The organism is Enterobacter sp. UPMP2060, assembly GCF_053709655.1.
In genome coordinates this window covers 1-22,591 of record NZ_JBSKJQ010000008.1, presented here as the reverse complement: position 1 = coordinate 22,591, position 22,591 = coordinate 1, and the positions used below count along the sequence as shown (strand labels likewise).

The following is a 22,591-nucleotide window of genomic DNA, read 5'->3' as shown; positions in this document are numbered from 1 at the left end:
TTAGTGAGACGCTGCCGCCGCGTTGTGCTGGCGGTGGCGGGTTACGAAGCCCAGAACGAAGCACATGATGAACACCACGGCATACAGACCGTTCGCGGTGTGCAGCGCCGCCAGCGGGCCGCTGTGGGCGACGATCGGGCCGGTGACCACGAAGGTCAGCATGGTGCCGATGGTGCCGCAGGTCAGGACGAAGTTAACCAGCTTCGGCGAGGCCACTTTGGTCTGCAGGGAGCCCAGGGTGATGATAGAGGTATAAATGGCGCTGGAGAAGAAGCCCAGGGTCAGAATGAACCACGGCATGTGCTCCGGTGAACCGTTGATGAACAGGTACATCAGCACGGTCGCCAGCCCCGCCAGCACGGTCAGAATGCGCTGCAGGTCGAAGAAGCGCAGGATGAAGCTAAACGCCCACATGCCGAACATGTAAGACATCCAGAAATCGCTCACCAGTTTACCCGCATCGTTCAGGCTCATGCCCAGACCTTTCGCGTACTCCGGTACCCAGGAGATAAAGCCCAGCTGGCCCAGGATGTAGCACAGCGCGGCGATGGAGAGGAACAGCACGCCGATGCCCCACTTTTCTTTCGCAACCGGCTCTGCGGTGGTTTGTGCTTTCTTGCCCAGCACCGGGAAGTCGCAGCCGAAGGTCAGAATAAAGATCGCCACGTAGACCAGGCCGATGCAGGCATAGACCCAGTACCACTCAATACTGCGCGCCAGCAGAACCGCCGCGAGCATCGGAAAAATCATTCCGGCCATGCTGAAGAAGGAGTCGGTAAACAGCAGACGCGCGCCGCGCTGGCGGCCTTCATACATGTGGGTAATCAGGAACGTACCGATCGACATGGTGATCCCGCTGACCAGACCCAGCACGAACATGGCGGCGGAGAACAGGGCGATGCTGTGGCTCAGCATCAGGCCCGCCACGGCGGCAACCATCAGCACAAAGCCAAAGCGCAGCTGGGTTTTCAGCGGGACGATTTCCATTAGCCAGGCATTCAGGAAGATAGAGATCAGGATCCCCGCGTTGAGGAAGGTAAAGGTGTTACTCATGCTGGAAACGGGCAGCTGGAAGTAGTCTGCGATATTCCCCATCACCATCCCGGTGACGATCACCAACGCGCCGGTCAGAGCGTAGGAGAAGAAGCTGATCCATGTGAGCTTGATGCGATTGCTGTTAGTCATGTCTGGCCTGTTCAGAAAAAGAAAAGCGCCCGGGGGGCGCTGAGAGCGGGCAGATTTTAGTCGCTAAAGTGATCTATTCCTATCTTTTAAGGGCAATGATTACGTCATTGCAGGTTTTAGTGTGATCTAAATCACATTAATTGACGGCGTAACCAATCGTTTGCGCGGTAATAATTGTTTCAACTTCGTAAAATTAGGTAAAAGGCTGGTCTCCGTTCATACTGCTCTTTAGAATCAAGCCATTCGCTTTTTATACTGCGCTTTGTTAAGGAATTCTCATGCTCAAATCAACACTGGCGGCTGTCGCAGCTGTGTTTGCTCTTTCTGCCGTTTCCCCTGCTGCGCTGGCAGCCAAAGGGGACCCTCACGTTCTGCTGACCACCTCTGCCGGGAATATTGAGCTGGAACTGAATAGCCAGAAAGCTCCGGTTTCTGTGAAAAACTTCCTCGACTACGTGAACAGTGGTTTCTATAACAACACCACCTTCCACCGCGTGATCCCAGGCTTTATGGTACAGGGCGGCGGCTTCAACGAGCAGATGCAGCAGAAGCAGCCTAACCCGCCAATCAAAAACGAAGCGGACAACGGCCTGCTGAACAAACGCGGCACCATCTCCATGGCGCGTACCGCAGACAAAGATAGCGCGACCAGCCAGTTCTTCCTGAACGTGGCGGATAACGCCTTCCTCGACCACGGTCAGCGCGACTTTGGCTATGCCGTTTTCGGTAAGATTGTGAAAGGCATGGACGTGGCCGATAAGATTTCTCAGGTGCCTACTCACGACGTCGGTCCGTACCAGAATGTGCCGTCAAAACCGGTGGTTATCCTCTCCGCAAAAGTTCTGCCGTAATTCTTCTGAGCGCGGGCTTCTTCTGCCCGCGTTATGTGACCCTCCCTGCGAAAGCGCGTTTTGCTGCTTATACTTGTGGCAAACGGACTATTCAGGGAGGCGTTAAGTGAAAAAACTCACCGACAAGCAAAAATCCCGTCTCTGGGAGCAGCAGCGTAACGTCAATTTACAGGCCAGTTGTCTCCTTGAAAAAGGTAATGGTCCCTCAGAACCCCATATTGAGACGCTGGAGCTTGGGCCATCCGCGCCCGGGTTGCCCCATCTGTGCCTTATTCATCGTCATTTGTACCGCAGCGAGATGAAGCGGGCAGGCGAGTTACGTACCGACGATATTTTTAAGGGTGACATTCCTTTCTGCCATTTCGAATACATCGAGAAGATGGGTAACGAGCTGATGGCGGCGCTGGAAAGCGAAAAGTATCTCGTGGGTCTTGAGAAAGCGGCGTTTGTTGATCGGGTTAGCCACTATTACTGCGAAATCAACATGCTGCATCCGTTTATGCGCGGCAACGGTATTGCCCAACGCGTTTTCTTCGAGCAGCTGGCGCTCCACGCGGGCTACGCATTGGACTGGCGCGATATCGATCCCGACCAGTGGGTGGCGGCTAACCGAAGCGGCGCAACGGGGGATTTAACCGCGCTCAACGCTATCTTTGCCAAAGTAGTGAGCGAAGCGCGGGAATCTGAGTAGAATAGGGCGGCATTTTTTTCGGGAGCCGCCATGATTCTGCTGATTGATAACTACGATTCCTTCACCTGGAACCTTTACCAGTATTTTTGTGAACTGGGTGCAGAGGTGGTTGTCCGCCGTAACGACGAGATCGGACTGGCCGATATCGGGACGCTGGCTCCGCAGAAAATCGTGATTTCTCCGGGGCCGTGTACGCCGTCGGAATCGGGTATTTCTCTGGATGTGATCCAGCACTTTGCCGGCAAGCTGCCGATACTGGGTGTCTGCCTGGGCCATCAGGCGATTGCTCAGGCGTTTGGTGCCACCATCGTGCGCGCCGCGAAAGTGATGCACGGTAAAACCTCTCCGGTCACCCACGCCGGCACCGGGGTATTCACGGGGCTCAATAACTCGTTAACCGTGACGCGCTACCATTCCCTGGTGATTGACCCGTCGACCCTGCCCGACTGCTTTGAGGTGACCGCCTGGAGCGATACGCAGGAGATCATGGGGATTCGCCACCGCGAATGGGACCTCGAAGGCGTGCAGTTCCACCCGGAAAGCATCCTCAGCGAGCAGGGGCACGCGCTGCTGGCAAATTTCCTCAATCGCTGAATATCTGTTGCCTTGCTGTGATTTTTTATGCATATTTTGTGATTATATTTTCACAATCACTGTGACATAAAAATGGATGGTCATGACATGGCAACTGAACAACCAGCAATTACCCGCGCGACATTTGATGAAGTGATCCTGCCGATTTATGCACCGGCTGAGTTTATCCCGGTGAAGGGAAAAGGCAGCCGCGTCTGGGATCAGCAGGGTAAAGAGTATGTGGATTTCGCGGGCGGTATTGCGGTCACGGCGCTGGGTCATTGCCATCCCGCGCTGGTTGAGGCGCTGAAAACCCAGGGCGAAACCCTGTGGCATACCAGCAATGTGTTCACCAACGAACCAGCGCTGCGCCTGGGCCGCAAGATCATCGATGCGACCTTTGCCGAGCGCGTGCTGTTTATGAACTCCGGCACTGAAGCCAACGAAACTGCGTTTAAGCTGGCGCGCTACTACGCGACAACGCGCCACAGCCCGTACAAAACCAAAATCATCGCCTTCCACAATGCCTTCCACGGACGCTCCTTCTTTACCGTCTCCGTTGGCGGCCAGCCGAAGTATTCCGACGGGTTTGGCCCGAAACCGGCCGACATTGTCCACGTGCCGTTTAACGATCTGCACGCGGTGAAAGCGGTCATGGACGACCATACCTGCGCCGTTGTTGTCGAGCCGATCCAGGGGGAAGGCGGCGTGACGGCGGCAACCCCGGAATTCCTGAAAGGGCTGCGCGCGCTGTGCGACGAGCATCAGGCGCTGCTGGTCTTTGATGAAGTGCAGTGCGGGATGGGGCGTACCGGCGATCTGTTCGCTTATATGCACTACGGCGTGACGCCGGATATTCTGACCAGCGCCAAAGCGCTCGGCGGCGGTTTCCCGGTGAGTGCGGTACTGACGACGCAGGAGATCGCCTCCGCGTTCCACGTCGGTTCTCATGGTTCCACCTACGGCGGTAACCCGCTGGCGAGCGCCGTGGCGGGTGCCGCATTCGACATTATCAACACGCCGGAGGTGTTGAACGCCGTGAGCGCGAAGCGCGAGCTTTTCGTAAAACACCTGCAAAAGATTGATGAGCAGTACGATGTGTTCAGCGAAATTCGCGGGATGGGGCTGTTGATTGGCGCCGAGCTGAAGCCGCAGTACAAAGGCCGGGCGCGCGACTTCCTGCACGCCGCCGCCCACGAAGGGGTGATGGTGCTTAATGCCGGGCCTGACGTGATGCGCTTTGCGCCGTCGCTGGTGGTAGAAGACAAAGACATCGAAGACGGTTTAACCCGCTTTGCCGCGGCGGTCGAGAAGATAGTAAAAGGCTAATACTCGGTTCGCTTTAGCCGGCGCGTTAACCAAATGCCGTGATGCGGACGCTGACGCCATGCCACCGACGAAATGGTGTGCATGGTGTTCAGATGCCCCAGAACGCGCTGTAAATGCTGCTCCAGGGTGCTCATTGGCCCGTGGGTTAACGTCTCCGGCGCTTCCAGAATATTTGAGTCGCCCGACTCGCCCGGCGCGTCATACTCCAGACGCTGCTGGCACCTCTGCAACGCAATTTCACATGACTGCAAATAGCGCTGCGCCAGATCCGGCGTTAGCATCGTGTGCTCGCGCGCCAGCGTGGTCATGGCGTTAATATGCTCGACGATAAACTGGCTGTGCGTCACCCAGAGCTTCATGTCTGCCAGATAGTGCGAGTTAAAGCCTGGCTCCTGCATCGCCTGGTTGAGCGAGTTAAACAGGGCGTTGTGCGCCTGGTTGACCTTCATCCGCTGATAGGCCAGCGGGGAGGGCTGCGGGTCGTCGCTCAGGATCAGGCGAATAGCCTGCTGGTCGGCTTCCAGCGCGTCGTGGGCGTTCTGCCTCAGCAGCCCGCTCTGCCACTGCGGCCACAGCCAGACCATGCCGCCAAAGGCAATCAGGCAGCCGATCAGGGTATCAATCAGCCTCGCGACAATAAACTGTTCGCCATTGAGCGTGAGCAACTGCAGCGTATATACCGCCGTCACCGTAAAGCCCACCATCGCCCAGCCGTAGTTTTTGCGGATAATCAGGTAGCTCACCAGCGTAATCGCCAGCATCCCTGCCAGGGTATAGCCTTCCGGCACGTGGAAGTGCAGCGTCACGCCTGCAATGATCAGCCCGGCCAGCGTTCCGCCAGCCCGATGCAGAATACGCACCCGCGTGGCGCCGTAGCCGTTCTGGGTGACAAACAGCACGGTCATTAAGATCCAGTACGGTTTCGGCAGGTGCAGCGCCATGCCCATCAGGCTGGCGGTACTGAGCATCACGCTAATCCTTGCGGCGTTGCGCAGAGCGGACGATTTAAGAGAAAGATAGCTTTTGAGCGCGGGCAATAGCGGAAGCCGTTTTTGCTTATCCGCCATCAGGTCGCGGGGATAAAGCGGGCGCTGGGTGCGCAACACGCGGGCGATGCGGCTGAAGTGCCAGGCGGCAAACTGGCCGACCGGGTTATCGGGATGCTGGCGGGCGATTTTCTCCAGCGCGCCCAGCTGTTTTTCCATGTTAAAGCGCGTCGGGTAGCGGTGGTAGAGAATATCATCGGCCAGGATCCGCAGACGTGCCGATACGGTCTGCGCGTTCCAGCGGATCACCGCTTCGGCGTGGCTGCGCTCGACCAGCTTTTGCACCTCCTGCGGGTGGTGAAGGCTTACGGAGATATGCTCCTGTAGATCCAGCCCGACCTGGAAGGTGCGCAGCAGCCGCTTGTACTCGTGGTTCTTGTTGGCGGCGAGCATATGCAGCTGCTGATAGCACTGGCTTATGAGATCCACCACCTTCTGCTGGCGCGTCAGCAGCGGCGGTAAGGATTTTTCCGGGTCGGTATGCTGGGTGAGCAGGGTGTATTTGGCTTCGCAGTAATCCGCAAGCTGCACATAGAGCAGGCTCAGGGATTCACGCAGCGGCTGCTCCCGCCACAGCCAGAACCAAAACCAGTTAAACAGCCCGTACCATAATGTCCCCAGGGCGTAGATCAGCAGCGGCTCCCACACCGGCATGTTCCCGGCGAGGCTCAGCGTGAAAATGGCCGCAATCAGCGAGGCGGGAAGCAGGCGGGCGTGCAGCGAACTGATTTCCGCCGTGACGCCGAGCGTCATCGCCAGCACGGTCAGGATCAGCGGCAGCGGGATATCCCGGGCAAGCAGGAGTTGTACGGCGAGGCTACACCCGGCAAACAGGCAGCCACCGATAATCAGGCGTTTGAAAAAGCGCTTATGCGGCGTGTCCAGACCGGCAATGTTGCAGCAGGCGGGCACGAGGGAAAACAGCAGGCCTTGTTGAAGATGTCCGAGGATCAGGCCTATGGCCACAGGAAGACACAACACCAGCGTTTGCCGCAGTGCGTAGTTAACTTCCGGGTGATAGATCAGCCTGCGCCACATGGGGAATAGAGACAAAAACGGCGTGACACCTTGCGATGGCACGCCGTTTAAGCGGAATTAACGCGTTCCGTAGACCACGATGGTTTTACCGTGGGCGGAGATCAGGTTTTGATCTTCCAGCATTTTCAGGATACGGCCCACTGTTTCACGGGAGCAACCGACGATCTGACCAATTTCCTGACGGGTAATTTTAATTTGCATGCCGTCCGGGTGGGTCATGGCGTCTGGCTGTTTCGCCAGGTTCAGCAGAGTTTGTGCGATACGGCCGGTAACGTCCAGGAAGGCGAGGTTACCCACTTTCTCTGACGTGACCTGCAGACGGCGCGCCATCTGGGAAGAAAGACGCATCAGGATGTCAGGGTTAACCTGAATCAGCTGACGGAACTTCTTGTAAGAAATTTCAGCCACTTCACATGCTGTCTTTGCTCGAACCCAGGCGCTACGTTCCTGGCCCTCTTCAAACAGGCCCAGTTCACCGATGAAATCGCCCTGGTTCAGATAAGAAAGGATCATCTCTTTCCCTTCTTCATCTTTGATCAGCACTGCCACCGAGCCTTTAACGATGTAATACAACGTTTCCGCTTTTTCACCCTGGTGAATCAGCGTGCTCTTCGATGGGTACTTATGAATGTGGCAATGAGACAAGAACCATTCGAGAGTCGGGTCTGTTTGCGGTTTGCCAAGCACCATGCGCTGTTATCCTCTGTTATAAGCTGTCACCAGAGTCATCAGATGCATCCGGACTCTGGGGTTGCAATCGAATTCTTACCCATACCCTGGGAAGTCGGCTACCGTAACGTTTCGCAGCCAGTAAAGTTTGATGTCCTCTGCATACACGTGTAACGTCAATGTATTACTGTAGCATCCTGAGTGTTTTAGCATAGCTTTCGCCGCGTGTCTCCTGGTGTCTCGCTTCAGCATGATGCAGGTCGCCTTCCATTGCGATAAATGTAACGCACACGTAATCTGTCACCAAAAATGCAACGTTGGAGTTAATGAATATGCAAGCGCGCGTGAAATGGGTTGAAGGTTTAACGTTCCTGGGCGAGTCCGCGTCAGGACACCAGATTTTGATGGACGGTAACTCCGGCGATAAAGCACCCAGCCCAATGGAAATGGTGCTGATGGCGGCAGGCGGATGCAGCGCAATTGATGTGGTGTCGATTCTGCAAAAAGGACGTCATGACGTGACGGATTGTGAGGTTAAACTCACGTCAGAGCGTCGCGAAGAGGCGCCACGCCTGTTCACCCATATTAACCTGCACTTTGTGGTCACCGGTAAAGAGCTGAAAGACGCGGCGGTCTCGCGTGCGGTGGACCTGTCTGCGGAAAAGTACTGCTCGGTGGCGTTAATGCTGGAGAAAGCGGTAAAAATCACGCATTCGTATGAAGTGATCGAGGCGTGATTGATGGGGCATCGTGCGTGTTGATGCCCTCACCCTAACCCTCTCCCACAGGGAGAGGGAACATGCTCACGCGATCTGCTTCCCTTCCATCAGTCGCTCCACCAGCGGCGTCATGATGAGCTCCATCGCCAGCCCCATTTTTCCGCCCGGCACGACTAACGTATTCATGTGCGAAATAAACGAGCCCTGCAGCATTGCCAGCAGCCAAGGGTAATCAATGCCTTCGAGATTGCGGAAATGGATCACCACAAAGCTCTCATCCAGCGACGGGATGCTTTTAGCGGCAAACGGGTTCGAGGTGTCCACCGTCGGCACGCGCTGGAAGTTGATATGGGTGCGGGAGAACTGCGGCGTCAGGAAGTTAATGTAATCCTCCATGGAGCGCACCACGGAGTCCATCACCGCCTCTCGCGAATGGCCGCGCTCGCTCATGTCGCGCGTCAGCTTCTGGATCCACTCCAGGTTAACGATAGGGACCACGCCGACCAGCAGATCCACGTGGCGCGCCACGTCGTGTTGAGGGGTGACCACGCCGCCGTGCAATCCTTCGTAAAACAGGACGTCGGTGGGTTCCGGCAGCGGCTGCCACGGGGTAAAGGTTCCCGGCACCTGATTCCAGGGTACGGCTTCATCATAGGTGTGCAGATACTTGCGGGACTGCCCTTTGCCGCTCTTACCGTACTCTATAAAGGTTTGTTCCAGCAGGCCGAAGTCATTGGCCTCCGGGCCGAAGTAGCTGATGTGTTTACCCGAATCGCGCGCCTTACGAATGGCCATGTCCATCTCCGGGCGCGTGTAGCGGTGAAAGCTGTCGCCTTCGACCTCCGCCGCACGGAGATTCAGCTGGGCGAAAATCTTGCGAAATGCGAGGCTGGTGGTGGTGGTTCCCGCACCACTCGACCCCGTAACGGCAATAACCGGATGTCTGGCAGACATAGCAACTCCCTGACTGAAAAGGGTGGAAGATCAGCCGTGAAACGCGTTGCGGGGCATGATATTGACCGTCTCATGCAGTTCTGACCACACCAGCACCACGTCGCCGCTTTTCAGCTGGCGCTTAACATCGTTGACCTTTTGCTCAAGCGAGCGTTCCTGTTCACCATAATCGGTGCCTTCGCGTAATACAAAGCTTTCAATCAGATTATCGAGCGTTTCGGGAGCCAGATCCTGCCAGGGAATAATCATTTTGCACCGTCCAGATAAGGGGTCAGCCAGTCAGGAATACGCGCCTCAAGCCACATTTTCGGGCGGCGCAGCGTGCCGCCGATAAAGCCGACGTGGCCGCCGTGCTCGGTCAACTGATAGTGAACGTTGTCGGGCAGGAATTCCTGAGCGGGGATCGAGTGATGATCCATAAACGGGTCATCTTTGGCATGAATAATCAGCGTCGGCTGCGTGATCTTGCTGAGCAGCGGCATGGCGCTGCACTGACGATAATAGTCAATCGCATCGGCGAAGCCGTGGATTTTCGCGGTGATCAGGTCGTCGAACTCGCGGATACGACGCACCTTTTTCAGCTGGCGCAGGCTTACCGGCAGGGTATCCGGGTAGGCCTTCAGCTTACGCGCCGCGTTGGCCTTCAGAAGGTTGAGCAGATAGCGCTGATAGACGCGGGAAAAGCCCTTATCCATGTGGTAGCTACACTGCTCGAGCATAAACGGCGCGGAGACAATGACGGCGGCATCCAGCGGTACGCTTTCGCCCTCTTTGGCCAGCAGACAGGCCAGCATATTCCCGCCCAGCGAGTAGCCCACGGCGGCCGTTGGCACGGTGCCATAATTTTCCCGCAGCCAGTGTAAAAACCACGTCCCGTCTTCGGTTTCACCCGAGTGATAAATGCGTTTCTGACGATTCGGTTCACCGCTGCAGCCGCGAAAATGCATCACCACGCCGAGCCAGCCGCGCGCTTTTGCCGCCTCAATTAGCCCATGCGCATACGGGCTGTGCAGGCTGCCTTCCAGACCGTGGAAAACCACCAGACGCGGCTTATGGCGAGCCTGTTCAGGCGCTTCGCTCCAGGCGAGATCCAGAAAATCACCGTCTGGCAGGTCAAGCCGTTGCCAGTGCGGGGTGAACTGAACCTTGCGGCGGATCAGTCGCGGCAGCATGGTCTGCAAATGCGGATTGGCCACGCCGCGCATAGGCACGAACTCAGTGCTGTCTTCGGCCGCAATGTCGAAGTCTGATGGAATGATTTGGGTCATAAGCGCGATGCTGATTCTTGTCGGAAATTTACGATACTTTCCGAATTGTACCCCGTTTAAGCTGGATTTCCGAACCCGGTACGGATTCTGCTCTTCAAACGGGGTAAATAAGTCAGTCAGCCTGCAGCATCGCTTCCAGCTGTTCCTGCGCGTCGAGCCACGCCATCTCGCACTCTTCGAGACTGGATTTGGTCTTCGCCTGGGTTTGCAGGCAGTCGGTCAGCTCAGCCTTGCGGCTCTGGTCATACAGGCCGCTATCGCCGAGCTTCTCTTCAACGATAGCCAGCGTGGCGTTGAGTTTTTCCATCTCTTTTTCGAGACGGGTAATCTCTTTACGCAGGGGCTGCGTCTGGGTGCGCAGCTCCGCTTCACGGCGCTTCTGATCTTTACGCGCCTGCGCGCTGTTGGCGTTGTCTTTTGCTGACTCTTCCGGCTGGTTTTCCTGCTTCTGCACGTCCGTCAGCCACTGCTGATAGTCTTCCAGATCGCCGTCGAACGGTTCGACTTTGCCGCCGTGCACTAAATAGAGATCGTCCGTGGTGGAGCGGATCAGGTGACGGTCGTGCGAAACCACCACCAGCGCGCCTTCGAACTCAATCAGCGCTTCGGTCAGCGCCTGACGCATGTCGAGATCCAGGTGGTTGGTCGGTTCATCGAGCAGCAGCAGGTTCGGGCGCTGCCAGACGATCAGCGCCAGCACCAGGCGGGCCTTTTCGCCGCCGGAGAAGCGCTCGGTGTTTTCAGTCACCTTATCGCCCTGGAAGCCGAAGCCGCCGAGATAGTCGCGCAGCTTCTGCTCCATCTCCTGCGGCGCAAGACGCGCGAGGTGCTGAATCGGCGATTCATCCGCGCGTAAAAATTCCAGCTGATGCTGGGCGAAGTAACCCAGTTTGATGCCCTTCGCCAGGCCGATTTCGCCGCTGACCGGGTTAAGCTCGCCCGCCAGCAGTTTGATCAGCGTCGATTTACCGGCGCCGTTACGCCCCAGCAGGCCAATGCGGGAACCCGGCACCAGGTTGAGCTTGATGGAGTCGAGAATAATGCGGTCGGCATAGCCAGCGCTGACTTTTTCCATTTTCAGCAGCGGGTTAGGCAGGCTTTCCGGCTCGCGGAAGCTGAAGTGGAACGGGTTATCCACGTGCGCCGGGGCGATCATCTCCATGCGTTCCAGCATCTTGATGCGGCTCTGGGCCTGCTTGGCTTTTGAGGCTTTGGCCTTAAAGCGATCCACGAAGCTCTGCAGATGCGCCACGCGCTGCTGCTGGCTTTCGTACATGGACTGCTGCTGGGCGAGACGCGTCGCGCGCTGGCGCTCGAAGGAGCTGTAGTTGCCGGTGTACTCGAACATCGTTTGCTGTTCGATATGAATAATTTTATCCACCACCGGGTCAAGGAAGTCGCGGTCGTGGGAGATCAGAATCAGAGTGCCCTGATAGCTCTTGAGCCACTTCTCCAGCCAAATAACCGCATCGAGATCGAGGTGGTTGGTCGGTTCGTCGAGCAACAGCAGGTCAGAGCGGCAGATCAGCGCCTGCGCCAGGTTGAGGCGCATACGCCAGCCGCCGGAGAAGTCGCTGACCGGACGTTCCAGCTGTTCGTTGCTGAAGCCCAGGCCGTGCAGCAGGCTGGAGGCGCGGGAGCGAATGGTCCACGCATCGATGGCGTCCAGCTTGCCGTGAACGGTGGCGATGGCGTGACCGTCGTTGCGCTCGTTAGCAGAATGAAGTTCCGCTTCCAGCTTGCGGTATTCACGGTCGCCGTCGATAACATAGTCGAGTGCCGGTTCGCTCAGCGCAGGCGTCTCCTGGTTTACCCAGGCGAGCTGCCAGTTCCCCGGGAAGGTAAAGTTACCGCCATCCGCGCTAATCTCGTTTTTCAGCAGCGCCAGCAGGGTGGATTTACCGCAGCCGTTTTTGCCGACCAGACCCACTTTTTGGCCCGGGTTGATGGTAGCAGTGGCGTTATCCAGCAGGACGCGCACGCCGCGACGAATTTGTAACGAGGAGAAAACAATCATAGAAGCGCCGTATGTTCCGACTATGTTAATTTGTCATTATGATAATGTAAGGTGTGGGCCATTTTCCGCACCGGGCCGCCATGGTAGCCCAAAACAGCGACGATACACAAAAACAGAAACAAGACCGGGAGGGGAATGATGTCTCAGACAGCAAAAGTGCTGCTGCTATATGCCCATCCGGAATCTCAGGACTCGGTGGCAAACCGGGTGCTGCTTAAGCCGGCCACACAGCTTAGTAACGTAACGGTGCACGATCTCTACGCGCACTATCCTGATTTCTTTATTGATATCCCTTACGAGCAGGAGCTGCTGCGTCAGCATGACGTGATTGTGTTCCAGCATCCGCTTTATACCTACAGCTGTCCGGCGCTGCTGAAAGAGTGGCTGGACCGCGTGCTGAGCCGGGGCTTCTCCAGCGGGGTGGGGGGCAACCAGCTGGCGGGAAAGTACTGGCGTAGCGTGATTACGACCGGTGAACCCGAAAGCGCTTACCGTCACGACGGGCTGAACCGCTATCCGATGAGCGATATCCTCAGGCCATTCGAGCTGACGGCGGCGATGTGCCGTATGCACTGGATGAGCCCGATTATTGTCTACTGGGCGCGGCGTCAGGATCCGAAAGAGCTGGCAAGCCACGCCAGAGCCTACGGTGAATGGCTGGCGTCACCTATCCCGGCAGGAGGTCGTTAATGGAAGGATCGAATTTACTCCTCGCCGGGGTGCTGTTTTTATTTGCGGCCGTCGTCGCGGTGCCGCTTGCTGCACGCATTGGTATCGGTGCGGTGCTGGGGTATCTGCTGGCGGGGATCGCGATTGGCCCCTGGGGGCTGGGATTCATCAGCGATGTAGATGAGATCCTCCATTTCTCCGAGCTGGGCGTGGTGTTCCTGATGTTCATCATCGGCCTGGAGCTGAATCCTTCGAAATTGTGGCAGCTCCGACGCTCTATCTTTGGCGTGGGCGCCGCGCAGGTGTTGTTCAGCGCCGCGATCCTGGGTGGCCTGTTAATGCTGACAAACTTTTCATGGCAGGCGGCGGTGATTGGCGGGATAGGCCTTGCGATGTCGTCGACGGCGATGGCGCTGCAGCTGATGCGCGACAAAGGGATGAATCGCAACGAAGCCGGTCAGCTGGGCTTTTCGGTGCTGCTGTTCCAGGATTTGGCGGTGATCCCGGCGCTGGCGCTGGTGCCGCTGCTGGCGGGGTCCGGGGACGATCACTTCGACTGGGCTAAAATCGCCATGAAGGTGCTGGCCTTCGCGGGCATGCTGATTGGCGGTCGTTTCCTGCTACGTCCCGTGTTCCGCTTTATTGCCGCGTCGGGCGTTCGCGAGGTGTTTACCGCCGCGACGCTGCTGCTGGTGCTGGGATCGGCGTTGTTTATGGACGCGCTTGGTCTGTCGATGGCGCTCGGGACCTTCATCGCCGGGGTGCTGCTGGCGGAGAGCGAGTATCGGCACGAGCTGGAAATTGCCATCGATCCCTTCAAAGGGCTGCTGCTAGGCCTGTTCTTTATTTCTGTGGGGATGGCGCTCAACCTTGGCGTGCTCTATACCCATCTGCTGTGGGTAGTAGTGAGCGTCGCCATCCTGGTGGCGGTGAAGATGCTGGTGCTGTACGTCATGTCACGTATCTACGGGCTGCGCAGTTCGGAACGCATGCAGTTTGCCAGCGTGTTAAGCCAGGGAGGCGAGTTCGCGTTTGTGCTGTTCTCGACCGCATCCTCCCAGAAGCTGTTTAAAGACGATCAGATGGCGCTTTTGCTGGTGACGGTCACGCTGTCTATGATGACCACGCCGCTGCTGATGAAGCTGGTGGATAAACTGCTGTCGCGTCGCCTGAACCCAAATGACGATGAAGACGAAGCGCCGTGGGTGGAAGACGATAAGCCGCAGGTGATTGTGGTGGGCTTTGGCCGTTTTGGACAGGTGATTGGACGCCTGCTGATGGCGAACAAAATGCGCATTACGGTACTGGAGCGGGATATCAGCGCGGTCAACCTGATGCGTAAATATGGCTACAAGGTTTACTACGGCGATGCGACCCAGCTCGAGCTGCTGCGCTCGGCGGGGGCGGAAGCGGCAGAGTCCATCGTGATTACCTGTAACGATCCGGAAGACACGATGAAGCTGGTGGATCTGTGCCAGCAGCATTTCCCGCATCTGCATATTCTGGCGCGCGCGCGGGGACGTGTTGAAGCTCACGAATTGTTGCAGGCGGGTGTGAAACACTTCTCCCGTGAGACGTTCTCCAGTGCGCTGGAGCTGGGCCGTAAGGCGCTGATCTCGCTTGGCATGCATCCGCATCAGGCGCAGCGCGCCCAGATGCACTTCCGCCGGCTGGATATGCGGATGTTGCGCGAGCTGATGCCGGTACATACCGATACGGCGCAGATCTCCCGCGTGCGGGAAGCGCGTCGCGAGCTGGAGGAGATCTTCCAGCGAGAGATGCAACAGGAACGACGCCAGCTTGATGGCTGGGATGAATTTGAATAAAGGGTAACGAAAGATGGCTGTACGTAAACGCTTTATCGCGGGTGCCAAATGCCCGACCTGCCAGGCGCAAGATACCCTGGCGATGTGGCGGGAAAATAATGTTGATGTTGTTGAGTGTGTTAAGTGCGGTCACCAGATGCGTGAGGCCGATAAAGAGGCCCGCGATCACGTTCGCAAAGAAGAGCAAGTTATCGGGATTTTTCATCCGGACTAGCGATATGCCCTGAGTTTTTTTAAGCTAAAGGGTACACGGGTGCAGATTTCCGCTACAATCTGCGCCAGCAATTTTCCCACGCTCAGGAGATATCATGAAAGTAGCAAAAGACCTGGTGGTCAGCTTGGCCTATCAGGTACGTACAGAAGACGGTGTGTTGGTTGATGAGTCTCCGGTGAGTGCGCCGCTTGACTACCTGCATGGTCACGGTTCCCTGATTTCCGGCCTGGAAAACGCGCTGGAAGGTCATGAAGTTGGCGACAAATTTGACGTTGCCGTAGGCGCGAACGACGCTTACGGTCAGTATGACGACAACCTGGTTCAGCGCGTTCCTAAAGACGTGTTCATGGGCGTTGACGAACTGCAGGTTGGCATGCGCTTCCTGGCTGAAACTGACCAGGGCCCGGTTCCTGTTGAAATCACCGAAGTGGAAGATGACCACGTCGTGGTTGACGGCAACCACATGCTGGCTGGCCAGAACCTGAAGTTCAACGTAGAAGTTGTTGCGATCCGTGAAGCGACCGAAGAAGAGCTGGCTCATGGCCACGTTCACGGTGCGCACGGTCACGACCATGACCACGATCACGGCCACGACGGCTGCTGCGGTGGTCACGGCCACGATCACGACCATGGTCATGACCACGGTAAAGGTGGTTGCGGTAACGGCGGCTGCGGTTGCCACTAATACCCGTCGTCTTTCAAGCCGCAGGTGCGTTGGCTGCGCTTTCAAACCCCGGTCACATAGTTATCTATGCTCCCGGGGATTTTCAAGCTTGCCGCCTTCCTGCGACTCGAAATCCATAGGGTATTTGGTATGTTGGCCCGGTAAGCTTCGCGCCACCGGGCACAAAAAAAGCGGGATAATCCCGCTTTTTTTACGCCTCAATAATGAGGAGGTGGCGTCTCTTCTGACTGAGAGGCAATGTTTGACGGCTGCGTGGCCTTCAGCTTTTCCGTCAGCAGGCGCATATGATCCCGCAGTTTTGCCATTTCGAGCTCATGTGCGGTCACGGTCTGGTTTAGCTCTTCGATGGTGATGTCCTGAAAAGCCAGGCGGCTTTCCAGCTCAGCCATTCTCGCTTCTATTGCTGTATCCTTCATCATTCACCTCGTTTATTTCAGATTCGCCATAATGGCCCTGCGGCGGCGCAGTTTAACTGAGTTTATCCTTAAGTACAGTCTGCATCCCTTTGGCAGGAAACTTATTTAAACAAAAATAGTCTGAAAAGTGGCGAGAATTGGAAGTGTCTGTCTGTAGATTTCTTCCGCAACGTTTTATAGTACGTAACTCATTTACGTTTAACGCTGGGGTGAGAGTCCCCAGGCCCTGGAGATATGGATGAAATCACTGTTTAAAGTAACGCTGCTGGCGACGACGATGGCTGTTGCGCTGAACGCGCCGCTGTCATTCGCTGCTGATACTGCTGCGAAGCCTGCTGCCACTGCAGACAGCAAAGCGGCGTTCAAAAATGACGACCAGAAATCTGCCTATGCACTGGGCGCATCTCTGGGTCGTTACATGGAAAACTCTCTGAAAGAACAAGAGAAACTGGGCATCAAACTGGATAAAGCTCAGCTGATCGCGGGCGTTCAGGACGCATTTGCAGATAAGAGCAAGCTGTCTGACCAGGAAATTGAACAGACTCTGCAGGCGTTCGAAGCGCGCGTGAAGGGTGCCGCGCAGACCAAGATGGATGCGGACGCTAAAGACAACGAAGCGAAAGGCAAAGCCTACCGCGATACTTTTGCCAAAGAGAAGGGTGTGAAAACCTCTTCTACCGGCCTGGTGTACAAAGTTGAGAAAGAAGGCACCGGCGATGCGCCTAAAGACAGCGACACCGTTGTTGTGAACTACAAAGGTACGCTGATCGACGGTAAAGAGTTCGATAACTCTTACACCCGCGGTGAGCCGCTCTCCTTCCGTCTGGATGGTGTGATCCCTGGCTGGACTGAAGGCCTGAAAAACATCAAGAAAGGCGGCAAGATCAAGATGGTTATCCCACCGGATCTGGCCTATGGCAAAACCGGCGTTCCGGGTATCCCTGCTAACTCTACGCTGGTCTTTGACGTAGAGCTGCTGGACATCAAACCAGCACCGAAAGCGGATGCGAAAGCAGACGCGCCGGCTGACGATAAAGCCGCTGCTGCTAAGAAGTAATGTTGAAAAAACCGCCGCCTTTCAGGCGGCGGTTTTTTTATTGTGGGGCAGATATAATTAACACTGGAAAGCGCTACGCACGCTGTATTAATTTAGTTGTCCGTGTAGATAATGAGCCTGCCCTGAAAACCTAACGACAGGCTCCTGAAAAGGAGTGTTTTTTTCATGTCCAGGTCGCTTTTAACCAACGAAACCAGTGAACTTGATTTGCTGGATCAACGTCCTTTCGATCAGACCGACTTCGATATTCTGAAATCCTACGAAGCGGTAGTGGACGGGTTAGCGATGCTCATTGGCTCCCACTGCGAAATCGTATTGCACTCCCTGCAAGATCTGAAGTGTTCCGCCATCCGCATTGCGAATGGTGAGCATACTGGCCGTAAAATTGGTTCGCCAATTACCGACCTTGCATTGCGTATGCTGCATGACATGACCGGCGCGGACAGCAGCGTCTCCAAATGCTATTTCACCCGCGCTAAAAGCGGCGTGCTGATGAAATCAGAAACCATCGCGATTCGAAACCGCGAGCATCGTGTTATTGGGCTGCTGTGCATCAATATGAATCTTGATGTGCCATTCTCGCAAATCATGAGCACCTTTATTCCACCTGAAACGCCGGACGTTGGCTCCTCTGTTAACTTTGCCTCCTCCGTTGAAGATCTGGTGACGCAGACGCTTGAGTTTACGATTGAAGAGGTGAATGCCGATCGCAACGTCTCGAACAACGCCAAGAATCGTCAGATCGTGCTCAACCTTTATGAAAAAGGGATTTTTGATATTAAAGACGCCATCAACCAGGTGGCCGATCGTCTGAACATCTCCAAGCACACGGTCTACCTCTATATTCGCCAGTTCAAAAGCGGCGATTTCCAGGGACAAGACAAGTAATGCGTTTTGCGTTAATGGTGACAGGCCCGGCGTACGGCACTCAGCAGGCCAGCAGCGCGCTGCAGTTTGCGCATGCGCTACTGGCGGCCGGACATGAGCTGGCGAGCGTTTTCTTCTATCGGGAAGGGGTGTATAACGCGAATCAGTTTACGTCGCCGGCGAGCGATGAGTTCGATCTGGTGCGCGCCTGGCAGGCATTAAACGAAAAGCAGGGCGTAGAACTGCACATCTGCGTGGCGGCGGCACTGCGCCGCGGGGTGACCGATGCAACCGAAGCCGCACGTCTTGGTTTATCGGGTTCTAACCTGCAGCCCGGCTTTTCGTTGAGTGGTCTGGGTGCACTGGCACAGGCGGCATTAACCTGCGACAGAGTGGTGCAATTCTGATGAAGCGTGTCGCGTTTGTTTTTACGTCTGCGCCGCACGGCAATGCGTCCGGCAGAGAAGGGCTGGATGCGCTGCTCGCGACCTCAGCATTGACCGAAGATATCGGTGTCTTCTTTTTGGGCGACGGCGTATTTCAGCTTCTGGCGGGGCAACAGCCTCAGGCCATTCTGGCGCGTGATTACATCGCAACGTTCAAAGTGTTACCGCTTTACGATATCGAAACCTTCTATGTCTGTGCCGACTCCCTGGCCGCGCGCGGTTTAAACGAGGCAACGCCTTTCGTGCTGGATGTGACCGTCCTGTCTTCTGCTGCACTGCGCGAACACCTTTCCCACTACGACACCGTTCTGACTTTCTGAGGCTGACATGCTCCATACTCTGAGCCATTCACCGTGGCAATGTGATACCGACGCGTTACTGAGTATGCTGCGCGAAGGTGATGACCTGCTTCTGATTCAGGATGGCGTGCTTGCCGCACTGGAAGGCAGTCGTTTCGTTGAAATTCTCACGAATGCCCCCATAACTGTCTCTGCGCTGAAGGAAGATCTGGATGCGCGGGGTCTTTCTGGTCAAATTTCAGCCAAAATTGACGTGGTTGGCTATACTGATTTCGTCAATCTTACTGTGACACACGCCAGTCAAATGAACTGGTGATTTGCGATCGCTGTATATTTCTTGACACCTTTTCGACGTAGCCCTAAAATTTCGCGTCCTCATATTGTATGAGGTCGTTTTATTACGTGTTTACGAAGCAAAAGCTAAAACCAGGAGCTATTTAATGGCAACAGTTAACCAGCTGGTACGCAAACCACGCGCACGCAAAGTTGCAAAGAGCAACGTGCCTGCGCTGGAAGCCTGCCCGCAGAAACGTGGCGTATGTACTCGTGTATATACCACCACTCCTAAAAAACCAAACTCCGCACTGCGTAAAGTATGCCGTGTGCGTTTGACTAACGGTTTCGAAGTGACTTCCTACATCGGTGGTGAAGGTCACAACCTGCAGGAGCACTCCGTGATCCTGATCCGTGGCGGTCGTGTTAAAGACCTTCCGGGTGTTCGTTACCACACCGTTCGTGGTGCGCTCGACTGCTCAGGTGTTAAAGACCGTAAGCAGGCTCGCTCCAAGTACGGCGTGAAGCGTCCTAAGGCTTAATGGTTCTCCGTTAAGTAAGGCCAAACTGATTTATCTTAATGTCAAACTAAACTCTTTGAGTTTTGGACAATCCTGAATTAACAACGGAGTATTCCCATGCCACGTCGTCGCGTTATTGGTCAGCGTAAAATTCTTCCAGATCCGAAATTCGGATCAGAACTGCTGGCAAAATTTGTAAATATCCTGATGGTAGATGGTAAAAAATCTACTGCAGAAGCAATCGTATACAGCGCGCTTGAGACCCTGGCTCAGCGTTCTGGTAAAAATGAACTGGAAGCTTTCGAAGTCGCTCTCGACAACGTTCGCCCAACCGTAGAAGTTAAGTCCCGCCGCGTTGGTGGTTCTACTTATCAGGTTCCAGTTGAAGTTCGTCCGGTTCGTCGTAATGCTCTGGCAATGCGTTGGATCGTTGAAGCTGCTCGTAAACGCGGTGATAAATCCATGGCTCTGCGTCTGGCGAACGAACTTTCTGATGCTGCAGACAACAAAGGTACTGCAGTTAAGAAACGTGAAGACGTTCACCGTATGGCAGAAGCCAACAAGGCGTTCGCACACTACCGTTGGTAATCCCTTCGGAGTATTAGTCACCAGGCGGGCGCTTCAGAGAAGCCGCCCGCTCTGGGTAACTTAACTGAACGCCTAAAGATATAAACGAGGAATCAAATGGCTCGTACAACACCCATCGCACGCTACCGTAACATCGGTATCAGTGCGCACATCGACGCCGGTAAAACCACTACTACCGAACGTATTCTGTTCTACACCGGTGTAAACCATAAAATCGGTGAAGTTCATGACGGCGCAGCCACCATGGACTGGATGGAACAGGAGCAGGAGCGTGGTATCACTATCACCTCCGCAGCGACTACTGCATTCTGGTCAGGTATGGCTAAGCAGTACGAACCGCATCGCGTAAACATCATCGACACCCCAGGGCACGTTGACTTCACCATCGAAGTAGAACGTTCCATGCGTGTTCTTGACGGCGCGGTAATGGTTTATTGCGCAGTTGGTGGTGTTCAGCCACAGTCTGAAACCGTATGGCGTCAGGCGAACAAATATAAAGTTCCACGCATCGCGTTCGTTAACAAAATGGACCGTATGGGTGCTAACTTCCTGAAAGTTGTTGGCCAGATCAAAACCCGTCTGGGCGCGAACCCTGTTCCGCTGCAGCTGGCAATTGGTGCTGAAGAAGGCTTCACCGGCGTTATCGACCTGGTGAAAATGAAAGCAATCAACTGGAACGATGCAGACCAGGGCGTTACCTTCGAATACGAAGATATCCCAGCTGCAATGCAGGACCTGGCTGACGAATGGCACCAGAACCTGATCGAATCCGCTGCTGAAGCTTCTGAAGAGCTGATGGAGAAATACCTGGGTGGTGAAGAACTGACTGAAGAAGAGATCAAAAAAGCTCTGCGTCAGCGCGTTCTGAACAACGAAATCATCCTGGTAACCTGTGGTTCTGCGTTCAAGAACAAAGGTGTTCAGGCGATGCTGGATGCGGTAGTTGACTACCTGCCATCCCCAGTTGACGTTCCTGCGATCAACGGCATCCTGGACGACGGTAAAGATACTCCGGCTGAGCGTCACGCAAGCGACGAAGAGCCATTCTCTGCACTGGCGTTCAAAATTGCTACCGACCCATTCGTGGGTAACCTGACCTTCTTCCGCGTTTACTCTGGTGTGGTTAACTCCGGTGACACCATCCTGAACTCCGTGAAAGCGGCGCGTGAACGTTTTGGCCGTATCGTACAGATGCACGCTAACAAACGTGAAGAGATCAAAGAAGTTCGTGCGGGCGACATCGCTGCAGCTATCGGTCTGAAAGACGTGACCACTGGTGACACCCTGTGTGACCCGGATCACCCGATCATTCTGGAGCGTATGGAATTCCCTGAGCCGGTAATCTCCATCGCAGTTGAACCAAAAACCAAAGCTGACCAGGAAAAAATGGGTCTGGCTCTGGGCCGTCTGGCGAAAGAAGACCCATCATTCCGCGTATGGACTGATGAAGAATCTAACCAGACCATCATCGCTGGTATGGGTGAACTGCACCTGGACATCATCGTTGACCGTATGAAGCGTGAATTCAACGTTGAAGCGAACGTGGGGAAACCTCAGGTTGCTTACCGCGAAGCGATTCGCGCGAAAGTTACCGATGTTGAAGGTAAACACGCTAAGCAGTCTGGTGGTCGCGGTCAGTACGGTCACGTTGTGATCGACATGTACCCACTGGAGCCGGGCTCTAACCCGAAAGGTTACGAGTTCATCAACGACATCAAAGGCGGTGTAATTCCTGGCGAATACATCCCAGCTGTTGATAAAGGCATCCAGGAACAGCTGAAAGCGGGCCCTCTGGCTGGCTATCCGGTTGTTGACATGGGTGTTCGTCTGCACTTCGGTTCTTACCACGACGTTGACTCCTCTGAACTGGCGTTTAAACTGGCTGCGTCTATTGCCTTTAAAGAAGGCTTTAAGAAAGCAAAACCAGTTCTGCTTGAGCCAATCATGAAGGTTGAAGTAGAAACTCCTGAAGAGAACACCGGTGACGTTATCGGTGACTTGAGCCGTCGTCGCGGTATGCTGCGTGGTCAGGAATCCGAAGTAACTGGCGTTAAGATCCACGCTGAAGTTCCGCTGTCTGAAATGTTCGGATATGCAACTCAGCTGCGTTCTCTGACCAAAGGTCGTGCATCATACACCATGGAATTCCTGAAGTATGATGATGCGCCTAACAACGTTGCTCAGGCCGTTATTGAAGCCCGTGGTAAGTAATCCACAGGATTAAAACCTAAGTCCCGTGCTCTCTCCACAGGGGAGAGCACTATAGTAAGGAATATAGCCGTGTCTAAAGAAAAATTTGAACGTACAAAACCGCACGTCAACGTTGGTACTATCGGCCACGTTGACCATGGTAAAACTACCCTGACTGCTGCAATCACTACCGTTCTGGC

Annotated in this window: 26 protein-coding genes; 18 read left to right on the top strand and 8 right to left on the bottom strand. The window is 55.3% G+C overall.

The window, feature by feature from the left end:
- The gene (tsgA, locus tag ACWKXN_RS15935) at window positions 1-1,185 is read right to left on the bottom strand and encodes an MFS transporter TsgA (protein ID WP_210867489.1); all 1,185 of its coding nucleotides are present in this window, start codon (window positions 1,183-1,185) and stop codon (window positions 1-3) included.
- 278 nt (window positions 1,186-1,463) lie between these two features.
- On the opposite strand from tsgA, the gene ppiA reads away from it, so the two are divergent.
- The 4 genes from ppiA (at window position 1,464) to argD (ending at window position 4,629) form a co-directional block, all read left to right on the top strand.
- Window positions 1,464-2,036 carry a peptidylprolyl isomerase A gene (gene ppiA / locus ACWKXN_RS15930; protein ID WP_023309471.1) on the top strand — a complete coding sequence of 191 codons (573 nt, stop codon included), beginning with the start codon at window positions 1,464-1,466 and terminating at the stop codon, window positions 2,034-2,036.
- Window positions 2,037-2,142: 106 nt separating this feature from the next.
- Window positions 2,143-2,727: a putative adenosine monophosphate-protein transferase Fic gene (locus ACWKXN_RS15925; protein WP_039263091.1), complete on the top strand. Its 585-nt coding sequence runs from the start codon at window positions 2,143-2,145 to the stop codon at window positions 2,725-2,727.
- Between the two features lie 30 nt (window positions 2,728-2,757).
- A complete protein-coding gene (gene pabA / locus ACWKXN_RS15920) occupies window positions 2,758-3,321 on the top strand; it encodes an aminodeoxychorismate synthase component 2 (RefSeq protein ID WP_454544007.1) in 564 nt (187 codons plus the stop codon).
- 87 nt (window positions 3,322-3,408) lie between these two features.
- Window positions 3,409-4,629, top strand: coding sequence for a bifunctional acetylornithine/succinyldiaminopimelate transaminase (gene argD / locus ACWKXN_RS15915; protein WP_172421409.1), 1,221 nt, complete (start codon window positions 3,409-3,411; stop codon window positions 4,627-4,629).
- Here the strand turns inward: argD and ACWKXN_RS15910 are convergent.
- Together ACWKXN_RS15910 and crp are read right to left on the bottom strand one after the other, a co-directional pair.
- Complete coding sequence (locus ACWKXN_RS15910; RefSeq protein WP_454544034.1) at window positions 4,626-6,713, bottom strand: YccS/YhfK family putative transporter; 2,088 nt, start codon at window positions 6,711-6,713, stop codon at window positions 4,626-4,628. The two genes, argD and ACWKXN_RS15910, sit on opposite strands and share 4 nt — an antisense overlap.
- A gap of 57 nt (window positions 6,714-6,770) precedes the next feature.
- A complete protein-coding gene (crp, locus tag ACWKXN_RS15905; protein ID WP_000242758.1) occupies window positions 6,771-7,403 on the bottom strand; it encodes a cAMP-activated global transcriptional regulator CRP in 633 nt (210 codons plus the stop codon).
- Between the two features lie 311 nt (window positions 7,404-7,714).
- Between crp and ACWKXN_RS15900 the strand changes: the two genes are divergently transcribed.
- On the top strand, window positions 7,715-8,119 hold the full coding sequence (locus ACWKXN_RS15900) for an OsmC family protein (protein WP_008503018.1): 405 nt from the start codon (window positions 7,715-7,717) through the stop codon (window positions 8,117-8,119).
- A gap of 66 nt (window positions 8,120-8,185) precedes the next feature.
- On the opposite strand, the gene ACWKXN_RS15895 is transcribed toward ACWKXN_RS15900, so the two are convergent.
- The 4 genes from ACWKXN_RS15895 to ACWKXN_RS15880 all read right to left on the bottom strand — a co-directional run bounded on the left by ACWKXN_RS15895 (window position 8,186) and on the right by ACWKXN_RS15880 (window position 12,340).
- Window positions 8,186-9,055, bottom strand: a complete 870-nt coding sequence (locus tag ACWKXN_RS15895) for a phosphoribulokinase (RefSeq protein WP_023309465.1) — start codon at window positions 9,053-9,055, stop codon at window positions 8,186-8,188.
- 30 nt (window positions 9,056-9,085) lie between these two features.
- Window positions 9,086-9,304, bottom strand: coding sequence for a YheU family protein (locus tag ACWKXN_RS15890; protein ID WP_008503016.1), 219 nt, complete (start codon window positions 9,302-9,304; stop codon window positions 9,086-9,088).
- A complete protein-coding gene (locus ACWKXN_RS15885) occupies window positions 9,301-10,323 on the bottom strand; it encodes a hydrolase (protein WP_039263094.1) in 1,023 nt (340 codons plus the stop codon). The genes ACWKXN_RS15890 and ACWKXN_RS15885 overlap by 4 nt, the downstream gene beginning before the upstream one ends.
- A gap of 112 nt (window positions 10,324-10,435) precedes the next feature.
- Window positions 10,436-12,340: an ABC transporter ATP-binding protein gene (locus ACWKXN_RS15880; protein WP_033146795.1), complete on the bottom strand. Its 1,905-nt coding sequence runs from the start codon at window positions 12,338-12,340 to the stop codon at window positions 10,436-10,438.
- Between the two features lie 138 nt (window positions 12,341-12,478).
- Here ACWKXN_RS15880 and kefG point away from each other — a divergent pair, with 138 nt between their 5' ends.
- The 4 genes from kefG (at window position 12,479) to slyD (ending at window position 15,734) form a co-directional block, all read left to right on the top strand.
- Window positions 12,479-13,030: a glutathione-regulated potassium-efflux system ancillary protein KefG gene (gene kefG, locus ACWKXN_RS15875; protein ID WP_014885493.1), complete on the top strand. Its 552-nt coding sequence runs from the start codon at window positions 12,479-12,481 to the stop codon at window positions 13,028-13,030.
- Window positions 13,030-14,835, top strand: a complete 1,806-nt coding sequence (gene kefB / locus ACWKXN_RS15870) for a glutathione-regulated potassium-efflux system protein KefB (RefSeq protein ID WP_047059788.1) — start codon at window positions 13,030-13,032, stop codon at window positions 14,833-14,835. Before kefG ends, kefB begins: the two co-directional genes overlap by 1 nt.
- A gap of 13 nt (window positions 14,836-14,848) precedes the next feature.
- Window positions 14,849-15,049 carry a YheV family putative zinc ribbon protein gene (locus ACWKXN_RS15865; RefSeq protein ID WP_033146793.1) on the top strand — a complete coding sequence of 67 codons (201 nt, stop codon included), beginning with the start codon at window positions 14,849-14,851 and terminating at the stop codon, window positions 15,047-15,049.
- Window positions 15,050-15,143: 94 nt separating this feature from the next.
- Window positions 15,144-15,734, top strand: a complete 591-nt coding sequence (slyD, locus tag ACWKXN_RS15860; protein ID WP_014833521.1) for a peptidylprolyl isomerase — start codon at window positions 15,144-15,146, stop codon at window positions 15,732-15,734.
- Between the two features lie 197 nt (window positions 15,735-15,931).
- On the opposite strand, the gene ACWKXN_RS15855 is transcribed toward slyD, so the two are convergent.
- Window positions 15,932-16,150: a protein SlyX gene (locus ACWKXN_RS15855; RefSeq protein WP_023309461.1), complete on the bottom strand. Its 219-nt coding sequence runs from the start codon at window positions 16,148-16,150 to the stop codon at window positions 15,932-15,934.
- A 238-nt stretch (window positions 16,151-16,388) separates the two neighbouring features.
- Here ACWKXN_RS15855 and fkpA point away from each other — a divergent pair, with 238 nt between their 5' ends.
- The 9 genes from fkpA to ACWKXN_RS15810 all read left to right on the top strand — a co-directional run.
- A complete protein-coding gene (gene fkpA, locus ACWKXN_RS15850; RefSeq protein WP_023309460.1) occupies window positions 16,389-17,207 on the top strand; it encodes an FKBP-type peptidyl-prolyl cis-trans isomerase in 819 nt (272 codons plus the stop codon).
- A 165-nt stretch (window positions 17,208-17,372) separates the two neighbouring features.
- Complete coding sequence (locus tag ACWKXN_RS15845; RefSeq protein ID WP_014171909.1) at window positions 17,373-18,095, top strand: helix-turn-helix transcriptional regulator; 723 nt, start codon at window positions 17,373-17,375, stop codon at window positions 18,093-18,095.
- On the top strand, window positions 18,095-18,481 hold the full coding sequence (tusD, locus tag ACWKXN_RS15840; RefSeq protein WP_033146792.1) for a sulfurtransferase complex subunit TusD: 387 nt from the start codon (window positions 18,095-18,097) through the stop codon (window positions 18,479-18,481). Before ACWKXN_RS15845 ends, tusD begins: the two co-directional genes overlap by 1 nt.
- Window positions 18,481-18,840, top strand: a complete 360-nt coding sequence (tusC, locus tag ACWKXN_RS15835; RefSeq protein WP_047646851.1) for a sulfurtransferase complex subunit TusC — start codon at window positions 18,481-18,483, stop codon at window positions 18,838-18,840. The genes tusD and tusC overlap by 1 nt, the downstream gene beginning before the upstream one ends.
- A gap of 7 nt (window positions 18,841-18,847) precedes the next feature.
- On the top strand, window positions 18,848-19,135 hold the full coding sequence (tusB, locus tag ACWKXN_RS15830) for a sulfurtransferase complex subunit TusB (RefSeq protein ID WP_032662326.1): 288 nt from the start codon (window positions 18,848-18,850) through the stop codon (window positions 19,133-19,135).
- Between the two features lie 124 nt (window positions 19,136-19,259).
- Window positions 19,260-19,634, top strand: coding sequence for a 30S ribosomal protein S12 (gene rpsL / locus ACWKXN_RS15825; protein WP_000246815.1), 375 nt, complete (start codon window positions 19,260-19,262; stop codon window positions 19,632-19,634).
- 96 nt (window positions 19,635-19,730) lie between these two features.
- Window positions 19,731-20,201: a 30S ribosomal protein S7 gene (gene rpsG, locus ACWKXN_RS15820; protein WP_004106370.1), complete on the top strand. Its 471-nt coding sequence runs from the start codon at window positions 19,731-19,733 to the stop codon at window positions 20,199-20,201.
- A 96-nt stretch (window positions 20,202-20,297) separates the two neighbouring features.
- Entirely contained in the window at window positions 20,298-22,412 is a 2,115-nt protein-coding gene (fusA, locus tag ACWKXN_RS15815) for an elongation factor G (RefSeq protein ID WP_033146789.1), read from the top strand.
- A 69-nt stretch (window positions 22,413-22,481) separates the two neighbouring features.
- Window positions 22,482-22,591 (top strand): GTP-binding protein (locus ACWKXN_RS15810; protein WP_001336758.1); only part of this gene is annotated, 110 nt, incomplete at its 3' end.